This is a genomic window from Streptomyces sp. NPDC055239 (assembly GCF_053606205.1).
The window spans coordinates 109,730-122,098 of record NZ_JBSGRD010000004.1; the positions used below are offsets into that span (position 1 = coordinate 109,730).

Annotated in this window: 10 protein-coding genes; 3 read left to right on the forward strand and 7 right to left on the reverse strand. The window is 71.6% G+C overall.

Going from position 1 to position 12,369, the window contains the following annotated elements:
- Positions 1-142: 142 nt before the first annotated feature.
- From ACWFRJ_RS15900 to rpe, 4 genes are all read right to left on the reverse strand, one after another.
- Positions 143-505, reverse strand: a complete 363-nt coding sequence (locus tag ACWFRJ_RS15900) for a barstar family protein (protein ID WP_453529981.1) — start codon at positions 503-505, stop codon at positions 143-145.
- The gene (locus tag ACWFRJ_RS15905; RefSeq protein WP_453529984.1) at positions 502-903 is read right to left on the reverse strand and encodes a ribonuclease domain-containing protein; all 402 of its coding nucleotides are present in this window, start codon (positions 901-903) and stop codon (positions 502-504) included. The genes ACWFRJ_RS15900 and ACWFRJ_RS15905 overlap by 4 nt, the downstream gene beginning before the upstream one ends.
- Before the next feature lie 81 nt (positions 904-984).
- The gene (locus tag ACWFRJ_RS15910) at positions 985-1,983 is read right to left on the reverse strand and encodes a sugar-binding transcriptional regulator (protein ID WP_453531141.1); all 999 of its coding nucleotides are present in this window, start codon (positions 1,981-1,983) and stop codon (positions 985-987) included.
- A 259-nt stretch (positions 1,984-2,242) separates the two neighbouring features.
- Positions 2,243-2,929 carry a ribulose-phosphate 3-epimerase gene (rpe, locus tag ACWFRJ_RS15915; RefSeq protein ID WP_453529987.1) on the reverse strand — a complete coding sequence of 229 codons (687 nt, stop codon included), beginning with the start codon at positions 2,927-2,929 and terminating at the stop codon, positions 2,243-2,245.
- Positions 2,930-3,061: 132 nt separating this feature from the next.
- On the opposite strand from rpe, the gene ACWFRJ_RS15920 reads away from it, so the two are divergent.
- A complete protein-coding gene (locus ACWFRJ_RS15920; RefSeq protein ID WP_453529990.1) occupies positions 3,062-5,320 on the forward strand; it encodes an MMPL family transporter in 2,259 nt (752 codons plus the stop codon).
- Here ACWFRJ_RS15920 and ACWFRJ_RS15925 read toward each other — a convergent pair.
- Both ACWFRJ_RS15925 and fmt read right to left on the reverse strand, forming a co-directional pair.
- On the reverse strand, positions 5,294-6,736 hold the full coding sequence (locus tag ACWFRJ_RS15925) for an RsmB/NOP family class I SAM-dependent RNA methyltransferase (RefSeq protein ID WP_453529993.1): 1,443 nt from the start codon (positions 6,734-6,736) through the stop codon (positions 5,294-5,296). The two genes, ACWFRJ_RS15920 and ACWFRJ_RS15925, sit on opposite strands and share 27 nt — an antisense overlap.
- Before the next feature lie 32 nt (positions 6,737-6,768).
- On the reverse strand, positions 6,769-7,725 hold the full coding sequence (gene fmt, locus ACWFRJ_RS15930) for a methionyl-tRNA formyltransferase (protein ID WP_453529996.1): 957 nt from the start codon (positions 7,723-7,725) through the stop codon (positions 6,769-6,771).
- 279 nt (positions 7,726-8,004) lie between these two features.
- Between fmt and ACWFRJ_RS15935 the strand changes: the two genes are divergently transcribed.
- Positions 8,005-8,553 carry a hypothetical protein gene (locus tag ACWFRJ_RS15935; protein WP_453529999.1) on the forward strand — a complete coding sequence of 183 codons (549 nt, stop codon included), beginning with the start codon at positions 8,005-8,007 and terminating at the stop codon, positions 8,551-8,553.
- A gap of 132 nt (positions 8,554-8,685) precedes the next feature.
- Here ACWFRJ_RS15935 and ACWFRJ_RS15940 read toward each other — a convergent pair whose 3' ends face one another.
- Positions 8,686-10,836, reverse strand: coding sequence for a primosomal protein N' (locus ACWFRJ_RS15940; protein ID WP_453530002.1), 2,151 nt, complete (start codon positions 10,834-10,836; stop codon positions 8,686-8,688).
- Positions 10,837-11,105: 269 nt separating this feature from the next.
- On the opposite strand from ACWFRJ_RS15940, the gene ACWFRJ_RS15945 reads away from it, so the two are divergent.
- The gene (locus ACWFRJ_RS15945; RefSeq protein ID WP_453530005.1) at positions 11,106-12,359 is read left to right on the forward strand and encodes a helix-turn-helix domain-containing protein; all 1,254 of its coding nucleotides are present in this window, start codon (positions 11,106-11,108) and stop codon (positions 12,357-12,359) included.
- The last annotated feature ends 10 nt before the right edge of the window (positions 12,360-12,369 follow it).

Sequence of the window (12,369 nt, forward strand, 5' to 3'; positions counted from 1 at the left end):
CCCGGACAGTTAGGCCGAGGGAAAAGCACGTACTTCAGTGTCCCATGTCCGGGGCGATGCGCCGCCTGGGATGATCACCCAGCGGCGCCACACAGGCCCTGGTCGGATCCTCCAAGACCTGGCCACGACGGTCACCGTCCGCTCAGGCGCGGGTGCCGAGCGCGAGGACGATCTCCAGGCCCGCCCCGCGTTCCCGCGCGTAAGCCACCGCGTCGGTGAACACCTCCTGGGCGACGATCCACTCCTGGGGCGCCGCTTCGGCGTACTCCTGCCAGCCGGTGACGACGAGCAGACGGCCGGGTGCGGCGGGCGCCCACCCCAGGTCGGTGAGGCAGTCGGCGAGCGCGTCCCAGTTGCGCCCGAACCAGTCGGGGAGCTCGAGCGCACGGGCGCAGCGGTCCATGAAGGCCGCCTTGTCGCTCACCCCGCTCAGGTCGAGCGAGACGGTGCTCAGGCCGGCGGCGCGGACGGCCTCGAGGACCGGCGCCAGCGGTTCGGACGTCATCTCAGTACCGCCTTGAAGGACGCGTAGTGGTCGTCGGTGTAGTAGGTCTCGCCGCCGCTTCCGGTGACGATCCGCCGTGCGCCCCGGTCACGTTCGCCGGGGGTGCGCACGGTGTACTCGCGGTAGTGGCCGCGCCGCTGCTTCGGCAGCTCGCCCTCGAAGTTGCCGAAGACGGAACCGTCCTTGGCGTACGGGAACGGGCCCCCGTCATCGACGAGCCGCAACGTCCGCCGGGCTTCTGCGGGCAGCCGGTCGACAGGGACGGTCGCCATGCCACTGGCCCAGGCGGGCGCGGACGGCTCCACGTCCCCGCCGCTGCCGGAGGAACACCCGGTGAGGAGGACGGCGAGGCAGACAAGAAGCGCCGCCAGCGCGCGAGGGACAGACCGGGTCACCATGCGACAGATGCTGCCACGAGGCCCCGCCAGGGGCGCGGGGAACTGCGCGACCAGCCACAACGCGCCCGCAGACAGAGAAAATCAGCTACCGTCCGGGTCTTCCCGATCCAACGCGGGATGCGGAGTAGCCCCCCGAACCAAGAGCTGATCAGCGGCAGCCGTGTCAGTGACCAAGCTGGTGACGAGCCCAGACCGCAGCACCGCGTCGATCGCGGCGGCCTTCCGCTGCCCACCGGCAATGGCGACCACCTCAGGAATCCGCCGCAGCCGATCCGCCTCGACGGTGATGCACCGCTCCCCCAGATCGCGCCCGACCCGGCGCCCCTCGGCGTCGAAGAGGTGCGCGGACATCTCCGCGGCCACGCCGAGCGACGCGTAGTGCGCACGCTCCTCGTCGCTGAGCATGTCGTGGACGGTGGAGATGCCGGGCTCCCAGGAGCCGATGGAGACGGCGGCGACGGTGACCTTGTCGAAGTACTCGAACGCCCGCGCGATCCCGGTCTGGTTCCGCAGCGCGGCGGCCGTGGCCGGGTCGGGAAGCAGCATCGGCGCGTAGATGGGGTGGGCCTCGCCGCCGGAGACCTGCGCGGCGCGCCGCACGGCCTCGACCGAACCGCGTTCGGCGGTCCCGGCGTCGTACACACCCGTCAGCTGCACCACGGTGCACGGCGGCAGCTGGTCGAGGGCCGCCGCCATGTGGATGGTCGAGCGCCCCCACGCGAGACCGAGGACATCGCCCTCGTTGACCAGCTCGCCGAGCAGATCGGCCGCGACCTCGCCGAGGTTCTCGGGGTCGGGCGACTCCTCGATCTCGTCAACCGAGGTGGGCGACTCGACGACGACCGCGTGCCGCAGGCCGTAGCGGGCACGCAGCGCGTCCGAGCGCTCCGCGTCCAGCTCGGCGGGCACACGGATCTCGATCCGTACGAGATCACGCTCGAGGGCCGTCTCCAGAACCCGGGCCACCTTGAAGCGGCTTACGCCGAACTCCTCGGCGATCTGGATCTTGGACTTGCCCTCGAGATAGAAGCGGCGGGCCATGGCCGCCGCCTGCACCAGCTCCGCGGGTCCCATCCGCATGGCTGACCGGCCGCCCGTCGACACGACGATCTCCTCACTGTCATTTCAAGACTGTTCAATTCAAGCAACTGTTGTTAACGCATTCACACGCATACGCATTCACACCCACTGGTGCGGCTTCCACACCCATTGATGCGGCTTCGCGCACATTGCAACGGCTTCACGCGCATTGCCGCAGCACAACTTGGGTTCGCCGTTCATCCTTGCAGATCCGACGTACTTGATCAGCCCCGGAGGACCGCGTTCATGTTCTTGTGGCTCAGTGGCCGCATGCCCATGCCGCGGCGGCCGTCGCCTCCGCCGCTTGGGTGCGCAGTGCACGTACCGCAGCCGCCGGGTCTTCAGCGCCGTACACGGCGGAGCCCGCCACGAAGACGTCGGCGCCCGCCTCGGCGCAGCGCTCGATGGTCGCGGCGGAGACCCCGCCGTCGACCTGGAGCCAGAGTTCGAGGCCGTGCTTGCTGATCAGCTCACGGGTGCGGCGAATCTTCGGCAGCATGATGTCGAGGAACGACTGCCCTCCGAAGCCCGGCTCGACCGTCATGATCAACAGCATGTCGAGCTCGGGAAGAAGATCCTCGTACGGCTCGATGGGCGTCGCGGGCTTCAGGGCCATGGAGGCGCGGGCACCCTTGGCGCGGATCTCGCGGGCCAGGCGGACGGGTGCGGCGGCGGCCTCCGCGTGGAAGGTGACCGATCCGGCGCCCGCTTCGACGTACTGCGGAGCCCAGCGATCGACGTCCTCGATCATCAGATGGCAGTCCAGCGGCGTGTCCGTCGCCCGCGCCAGGGACTCTACGACCGGTACCCCCAGGGTGAGGTTCGGGACGAAGTGGTTGTCCATGACGTCGACATGGAGCCAGTCGGCACCTTCGACCGCTGTTGCCTCCTCGGCAAGACGGGCGAAATCCGCGGACAGGATGCTGGGGTTGATCTGCACGGCCATGCCCCAAGACTGCCATGCCCGGCGCCGGTTGCCCTCCGCGGTCCGAAGCGTGAACCCACGGACTCCTCTGACCATGGACCGCGTGCCATGCTGGGCGGTCCACCGGCACCACGTGGGGCAGCGGGGGTAGCCATGCCAGACGAACGGTCGGACGGACAGCGCCAGGCGGGGCGTGGCGTGGCCCGGCTGGTGTGCGGGCGGCGCACCAAGTGGCTCGTGGTGCTCTTCTGGCTGGTGGTGATCGTCGCCGCCGCACCGCTCGCCCAGAAGCTCAACGACGCCCAGGACAACCAGGCGTCGTCCTGGCTGCCCGGTTCCGCGGAGTCCACGCAGGTCCTCAAGATGTCCGACGAGTTCCGGCCCGAACAGATCCCCGCGATCGTCGTGTACGCCCGCGAGAGCGGGCTCACCGTCAAGGACCGGGTGCAGATCGCCAAGGATGTCCGCCAGCTCGAGGAACTGCGCGCCCACGGCATCCGCGGCGCGGAGACGCGCGGCCCCCTCTTCGACACGAAGAAGATCGTGGGCGCCGACAAGGCCAGGGCGGCGCAGGTCTTCGTGCCCATCACCATGGGCACGAAGGGCTGGGAGCGGATCGCGCCCGCCGTCGACTCCATACGAGAGCGTGTGGGCACGACCGGCGAGAACGCCGACGGCCTCGAGGTGCACGTCACCGGGCCGGGCGGTACGTCCGCGGACTTCTCCGAGGCGTTCGACGGCCTCGACTCGACGCTGCTCCTCGCGGCGGGCGGCGTCGTCGTCGTGATCCTCCTGATCACCTACCGCAGTCCGGTACTCCTGATCGTCCCGCTGATCTCGGTGATCGTCTCTCTCTTCACCGCACAGGCCCTGATCTACCTGCTCGCGGAGCACGCGGGCCTGACGGTCAACGGCCAGAGCGCGGGCATCCTGACGGTCCTCGTCTTCGGGGCGGGGACGGACTATGCCCTGCTCCTTGTCGCCCGCTACCGCGAAGAACTGCGCCGCCACGACGACCGGCACGAAGCGATGCAGTTGGCCCTGCACCGGGCGGGCCCCGCGGTCATCGCGTCGGGCGCCACGGTCGTCGTCAGCATGCTGATGCTGCTCGCCGCCGAAATGAACTCGACGCGGGGCCTCGGCCCCGTCGCCGCCATCGGTGTCGCGGTCGCCCTGATCGCGATGCTGTCGCTGTTCCCCGCTCTCCTGGTGGTCTGCGGCCGGTGGCTGTTCTGGCCGCTGATCCCGCACAACGGCTCGGCCGAGCCCACCGAGCGCGGCGTGTGGGCCCGCACGGGCGGCCGCATCGCCCGCCGTCCCCGCCTGACCTGGACCATCACGGCCCTGGCGCTCGGCGCCCTGGCGCTCGGCCTGACGCAGCTGCGGGCCGAGGGGATCAGCAACGCGGACTCGTTCACGGACAAGCCCGACTCGATCGTGGGCCAGGAGGTGCAGGCCGAGTACTTCGACGCGGGCAGCGGTGACCCGCTGGTGATCGTGGCCAACGCCGATCAGGGCGACGAGGTCCGCGCCGTGGTCGCCAGGACGAGCGGGGTGGTCCCGTCGAGCATCGTCGTACCGCCGGGGACGAAACCGGAGTACGAGGGCAGGGTCCTGTTCGAGGCGACGACGACCGACGCCTCCGACAGCGGGGCGGCCAAGCGGACCGTGGAGCGGGTGCGCGACGCGGTGCACGCGGTGCCCGACGCGGACGCGCAGGTGGGCGGCAACACGGCGGCCATCCTCGACATGGACCGCGCCACGACCCACGACAACAAGCTGGTGATCCCGCTCGTCCTCGCGGTCGTCCTGCTGATCCTCGCCCTGCTGCTGCGCGCCCTGGTCGCGCCGCTGCTCCTGATCGCGACGGTCGTCCTCTCCTTCGCCGCCGCGCTCGGGATCAGTGCGCTCGTCTTCCGCCACGTCTTCGACTACGCGGGCGAGTCCACGGACTTCCCGCTCTTCGTCTTCGTGTTCCTGGTGGCGCTCGGCATCGACTACAACATCTTCCTGTCGACCCGCATCCGTGAGGAGGCGGGCCGACAGGGCACCCGTGCGGGCGTCCTGACCGGCCTCGCCGCGACCGGCGCGGTCATCACGTCGGCGGGCCTTGTCCTCGCGGGCACGTTCGCCGCGCTCGGCACGCTCCCGATGGTGGCATTCGCCGAGATCGGCTTCGCGGTCGCGATCGGCGTCCTGCTCGACACCTTCGTCGTACGGTCCGTCCTTGTCACGGCGTTGTTCCTGGACGTGGGGCCGAAGGTGTGGTGGCCGAACGCCTTGAGCAAGGACCCGGCGGTCGTCCGTACTCCGACGGCGACCTCGGGCAGCCCGAACTCGCACAGCCCGAACTCAGGCGGTCCGAACTCGGGCGGTGCCGCGAACTCAGGCAGTGCGCCGGATCAGCGCTAGGTACATCGCGTCCGTGCCGTGCAGGTGCGGCCACAGCTGGAGGTCGGGCCCGTCGCCCAGGGCCGGGACGCCGGGCAGCAGCGGGCGCGCGTCGATCAGTTCGGCGGCGCCCTCGTGCTGCTTGAGCACGTCGTCGACGACGGCCCGCGTCTCCGCGAGATGCGGTGAGCAGGTGGCGTAACCGACGGCGCCCCCGACGCGCACGGACTCCAACGCGGTACGCAGCAGAGCCCGTTGGAGCGGCGCGAAGCTCTCCAGGTCCTCCGGGCGGCGGCGCCAGCGGGCCTCGGGGCGGCGGCGCAGGGCACCGAGCCCCGTACAGGGCACGTCCATCAGGACGCGGTCGAAGGTGCCTGGCTGCCAGGGCGGCCGGGTGCCGTCGGCGGCGATGACCTCGTACGGGCCAGGGTTGCCGCGCAGGGCCTGCGCCACGAGACGGGCCCGGTGCGGCTGCTTCTCGGCGGCGAGCAGGGCCGCGCCGCGCTGGGCGGCCAGACCGGCGAGCATGGCGGCCTTGCCGCCGGGGCCCGCGCATCCGTCGAGCCACCTCTCGTCGCGCCCCTCGACCGGGGCGTTCGCGAGTGCGATCGCGACGAGCTGACTGCCCTCGTCCTGGACCCCGGCACGGCCCTCGCGCACGGCGCCGATCGATCCGGGCTCGCCGCCTTCGCTGAGCCGCACGGCGTACGGCGACCAGCGCCCCGGCAGCGCGTTCTCCTCGCCGACCGCGTCGAGGAGTTCATCGGCGGTGGTACGGCCCGGGCGTGCCACGAGAGTCACCTCGGGCCGCTCGTTGTCGGCTTCCAGAAGATCCTCGATGCCCGCACGGCCGCCGCCGAGCGCGTCCCAGAGCGCGGAGACGACCCAGCGGGGGTGCGAGTGGACGACGGCGAGGTGGTCCTCGGCGTCCTCGTCGTAGGGCGGCGCTACCTTCTCCACCCAGCCTTCGAGATCGTCGGCGGCGACCTTGCGCAGGACCGCGTTGACGAACTTGGCCCGCCCGTCACCGAGCACCACGCGCGCCAGTTCCACGGAGGCGGAGACGGCGGCGTGCGTCGGGATGCGCGTCCCGAGCAACTGGTGCACGCCCATGTTCAGGACGTCGAGGACCGGCGGGTCGACCTCGCGCAGCGGCCGGTCGATGCAGGCGGCCACGATCGCGTCGTACGTTCCCTGCCTGCGCAGCGTCCCGTAGACGAGCTCGGTGGCGAGGGCAGCGTCACGCGCGTCGAAATCGCCCTTGTCACGGGCCTTGCGCAGGAGCGGCGGCAGGACGAGGTTCGCGTACGCGTCGCGCTCGTCCACGGCCCGCAGCGCCTCGAAGGCGAGGAAACGGACGGGGTCCTTCTGGGGACGGCGGTGCGGCTTGCCGGGCTTGCCCTGGTTCTGGGGACGCCGGCCGGGCTGGTCGTTCAAAGGTGCTCCGCTATTGGATGGGTCGAACTGATTCAGCGTACGTCGGTGGGTACGTCGGTGGCGCCGAGGCGCTCGTCCGGGGCGATCCGCACCCCGCGCGCCCAGTCGGCGCCGCGCATCGGCTTCTTGCCCTGGGGCTGGACCCAGAGCAGCTCAATGGCGTGCGAGCCGGTGCCCACGTACACATTGTTCTTGGCCGCGGCGAGCGCACCGGGCGCGAGGTCGGTGCGGTCGGCGACGAGAGCGGCCTGGATGATCTTCAGCCGCTCCCCGCGGAACACGGACCAGGCTCCGGGCGCGGGGGTGCAGCCGCGCACGACGCGGTCGACGCGGAGGGCCGGGGCGGCCCAGTCCACCTGGGCGTCCTCGACGGTGATCTTCGGGGCGAGGGTGATGCCGTCGGCGGGCTGCGCCACGGCCTTCAGGGAGCCGTCCTCGATGCCGTCCATGGTGGCGGCGAGGAGTCCGGAGCCCGCGAAGGCGAGGCGGGTGAGCAGGTCACCGCTGGTGTCGGTGGGTCGGACGACCTCGGTGACGGTGCCGTACACCGGCCCGGAGTCGAGCCCCTGCTCGATCAGGAAGGTGGAGGCACCCGTGATCTCGTCCCCCGCCATCACGGCGTGCTGGACGGGCGCGGCACCGCGCCAGGCGGGCAGCAGCGAGAAGTGCAGGTTGACCCAGCCGCGGGCCGGGACGTCCAGGGCGACCTTGGGCAGCAGCGCGCCGTAGGCGACGACCGGGCAGCAGTCGGGCGCGATCTCGCGCAGCCGCGCCAGGAACTCCTCGTCGCGCGGCTTCGCGGGCTTGAGGACCTCGATGCCGGCTTCCTCCGCGCGCTGGGCGACGGGGCTCGCGATGAGCCTGCGGCCACGGCCCGCGGGGGCGTCGGGCCGGGTGACGACGGCGGCCACCTCGTGCCGGTCGGAGGCGATCAGGGCGTCCAGGGCGGGGACGGCGACCTCGGGGGTGCCTGCGAAGACGAGCTTCATCGGTGGCTGTCGGCCTCTCGGACGGAAACGTGCGGGCAGCGCACCAGTCTATGAGCCGCTCCGCCGGGCCGCTCCCCGCGGGGCCGCCCGGTGCTGGACCGCTCCTCACCGGTGCCGCTCACCTGGGGGCGTACGCGCGTACACGCGCCCCGTGCATATGCGCATACGCCCCTGCACCGTGACCCCACACGAACTAGCGCGTTGGTCAAGAAAGAGTTGACCACAACGGGCCGCTGACGCGGCCCGATCCTTTTCAACGCCGGTTCGAGAGGCTTGTTCATGGCCGACCACGCAACCCACGACGCCCAGGCACGGGCCAGCCTGCATCTCCTGGTTCGGGACATCGAGCGGGTCCGCCGGCAGGTGGACGCATTGCGTACGCTCACCGCCCAGCTCGGCAACGTCTACCGCCCGCGCCGCTCCAGCCCCTCAGCGGGCTTCGTCGTGTACGGGCGCGCCCCCGCCCCGACCGTCCGCCTCGCCCAGGAACTGCGGGACAGCGTCGAGACGCTGGTGACCGCCGCGGTGGACTTCGACCGCTCGCTGGGCTTCTCGTGGGACGCGGTGGGCTCGGCCCTCGGGGTCACCAAGCAGGCGGTGCACCGCCGTTACGGCGCCCGCAGGGCCACGACCCAGGCGGCGGCGGACGCGGAGCGCGCCACGGAGGTGGTGCCCTCTCCCACGACCGCCCGGCCCCCCGTCCCTGTCGGCGCCCCGCTCCCCTCGGTCCCCGCGGCCCGCGCGATGCCGACCCAGCCCACGGCAGGCAGCCCCGCCCTCCGCGAGGACCCCCGCCCCAACGCGTTCCCGGGCCCACGCAACGGCTGACCACACGACCGGCGACGGCTGCCTCCACCGGGTCCCCCACTCGGCGCAGGCAGCCGTCGCCGTTACGGGCCTACGCCACCCAACCCGCAGCTGAAGCCGACCACGTTGTGCCCACCGCCGGGACGACAAGGCCTATCCAATGTCCAGGGGATCCACCCGAATCCGAACGGGCTCAACGGCCCCCCGGGCCATCCGCGCGGCCTGCGCCACCTTCAGCGAAGCGGCAAGCGCGGCCCCGCTCCCCGGCGGCACTCGAATCAGCACCCGCTCCCACTGCTCCCCGACCGGCGCGGAACCGGCCCGCCGCGCGGGCCCGGGCCCCGCGTCCGGCACGGGAACGGGCCCCAACACCACCGCGTCCCCCGGAAGTTCGGCCCCGGCGAGAAACCCAGAGAGCGTCTCCGACGTACCCGCCACCGAGGCCATCCGCGACACGGGCGGAAACCCGAGCTCGGCCCGCTCGGAAAGCTCGCGCACCGCATGCCCCACGGGATCCCACCGCACAAGCGCCTGCACGGGCCGCAGAGTCGGCTCGGCGACGACCACCACGGTCCCGCCGACGCCCTGCGGCCGCACCAGCGAGGCCGCGCCGATCCACCGCCGCAACGCCTCCTCCCCGGCCCGCAGATCGGGCCGCCCCAGCATGGCCCACCCGTCGAGCAGCAGGGCGGCGGCGTACCCGCCCTCGGCGACAGGCTCCGCCCCCGGCGTACTCACCACCAGCGCGGGCGTCCCCGGCACGGTGTCGAGCACCTGCTCGCGCCCCGAGGTCCGCACCGGCACCGCGGGAAACGCCCGCCCCAACTCCTCGGCGGTACGCCGCGCCCCCACCACCTGCGCCCGCAGCCGAAACCCCCCGCACTCCCCGCAGTGCCAGGCGCCTTCCTCGACCCCGCACCAGCCGCACCACAGCCCACCGCCGTCCCGCGCCTCCAAAGGCCCCGCACAGCGCCGGCACCGCGCGGGCTCCCGGCACCTGTCGCACGCGAGCCGGGGCACGTAACCCCGCCGAGGCACCTGCACGAGGACGGGCCCGTGCTTCAGTCCCTCCCGCACCACGTTCCAGGCAAGGGTCGGAAGCCGCGCGGCCCTGGCTGCCTCGTCCCGGGCGAGGTCTCCGTCCCCCACGGTCCGCACGAGCGGCGCCGCCCCCCGCACCTGCTCACGATCGGCGACAAGGGGCGCCGCCCATCCGCTCTCCACAAGCTGCGCGGCCTCCACCGTGCAACTCCAACTCCCCAACAAGAAACCGCACTTGTCCCGCGAGGCCCGCAGCTCAAGCACCTCACGGACATGCGGAAAGGGCGCGTTGTCGTCACTGTGACTGGCATCGCCGTCGTCCCACACGGCGACAAGCCCAAGATTCCGTACGGGGGCGAACATGGCGGCCCGGGTGCCCACCACGGCCCGCACCGCGCCGCGCCGCACGGAGAGCCACTCCCGATACCGCCGCTCCTGCCCCACATCAGCGGTGAGCAGAGCGTGCTGTCCCGCCCCCATCAGCTGGGTCAGCGCCGCATCGACCCTCGCGGCGGGCCGCCCGGCAGGCACCACAACCAGGGCACCCCGCCCCGAGGCAAGAGTCGCCTGCACGGCCCTGGCGATCTCCTCGGCCCACTCCGGCCCGGGAAGCGCGGTCCACACAGCCCGAGGCGCACCCCCCGAGGCAAGCGCCCCGAGGAACTCCGCCCCATGCCCGTACCGCCGCCAGGACCCCACTTCAGGCGCGGCCGGAGGAGCCGGAACCTCCGCAGCCGCCCGCGCCTCAGCCCGCGCATGCCGGGGCGGAACGGCCAGCTGCAGCACATCGGCGAGGCTGCCCGCGTACCGATCGGCCACAGCCCGAGCAAGCCCGAGCAACTCCCCCTCGAGCACGGGCTCGGGCGAAACGACCTGCGCCAGAGCGGCCAGAGGCCCGGAGTAATCCGACTCGGCGACCCTCTCCACGAGGAACCCGTCGATCAACCCCCCACCCTCACGCCGCCCACCCCGCACATTCCGGGCCCCGGCCCCGAACCGCACCCGAACCCGCACCCCGGGCTGCGCCTGCTCGTCCAACTCCTCGGGCACCGCATAGTCGAAGTACCGATCAAGATGCAGCACCCCCTTGTCGACCAGCACCCGAGCCACCGGCAGACTCTTCGCCAACGCGGCTCCCCGCCACGTACGCGGTTTGGCCCGGGGCACCTTGGCCTTGCGGACACTGTCCCGAATCAGCGCAAGCTGCTCAGGCGCTCCGCTCCCGGGCCCTTCGGCGTCACCCGCCCCGTTCTCCCTGCTCACAGCTGCATTCCTACCAGACCCCACTGACACCCGGCCGGTCTCGGGCACGGATGCGGACGGCACGGGCCAGCCATCCCTGTGGCCGATTAAGCCCTCTCGACAGAGATCCAGCCGTCGGGTTGCCTTCCACCCCGGAAGCGGAAGCCCAGGTCAAAGAGGAAACGGGAAACACCACCCACAGCCTTGCTCGTGTCACCGAGTGGCACGACGCTGGCATCGGCCGACACACGCCCACGGCATCGCGAGGCACGGGTCAGAAGGGGGTTCATGTGCAAGAACAGTTAGCGGGGTTCGGACCCGAACTGCGCCGCAGCCGCATCGCAGCCGGTCTCACGCTCACGGAACTGGCCGCGGCGGTTCACTACAGCAAGGGCCACATCAGCAAGGTCGAGACCGGCTGGAAACGGCCCACCCCGGAATTGGCCAGGCTCTGCGACGTTGCCCTGCACGCCCACGGAGCCCTCGCCGCACTCGTCCCGGCACTTCCGCTGCCCCAGGGGGATGTACCGAACGAAGCGAAGAAGGACAGCGTCATGCCTCTGAGCAGGCGTCGCGTCATGGCCACCGGTGCGGCATCCCTCCTGGGCGTCTCGGATGTCTCCGGCCTCTCCAAACAGCCCGACGCACTGGGGTCGAACCTTTTGGAGATCTCCTACGCCTTGTTCGACCAGTACCGCCGTCTGGGCCAGATGTCCCCGGCAAGCAGTGTCCTGCCCACTCTCACCGAGCAGACGCACTCACTGTGCGCACTAGCCACCCGCACAGGCCCGCGCACGGCTCGGAAGTTACGGGGTCTCGCCGCCCGTTACGCGGAGTACGCGGGGTGGATGGCGGAGGAGTCCGGAGACGACGAGGCCGCCCTGCGCTGGACGGACCACGCCGTCGAGCTCGCCGAAGTCGCCGGCGATCACGACCTTGCCTCCTACGCACTCGTACGTCGCGCCTTGATCACGTACTACGAGGGAAACGCCGCGGACACGATCGCCCTCGCCGCGCGAGCACGATCGCAGCGTCTCCCTGACCGGATCCGCGGACTCGCCGCCCAGCGTGAAGCACAGGGCCATGCCCTGGCCGGTGACTACGACGCCTGCATGCGTGCGCTCGACTCCGCCCGCGATCTCCTGTCATCGGGCAAGCGCGACACCGAAGCCCCGGCCCTGGGAACCACCCATCTCGGGGACCCCGCTGCCATGATCACTGGCTGGTGTCTCGTGGACCTCGGCAGGCCACGGGAGGCGGCAGAGCACCTGGACCGGGAATGCGCTCATATTCCCGGGCATGCCCTGCGTACGCAGGCGAGGTACGGCGTTCGGCGCGCCCTCGCACACGCCGTCGCCGGCGAGTTCGACCTCTCCTGCGAGTTGACCGGCCGTCTCCTGCGGACCACGGACTGCGTGGGCTCCGCGACCATCGCCACCGACCTGCGGCGGCTGGCACGCACTCTGGCACGACATCCCCGCCGTCCGGCCTTCCTGGCCATCTCCCCCCAGCTCAACGCCGCGCTCACACCTGCCGGGCACTGAGCGGCACCTT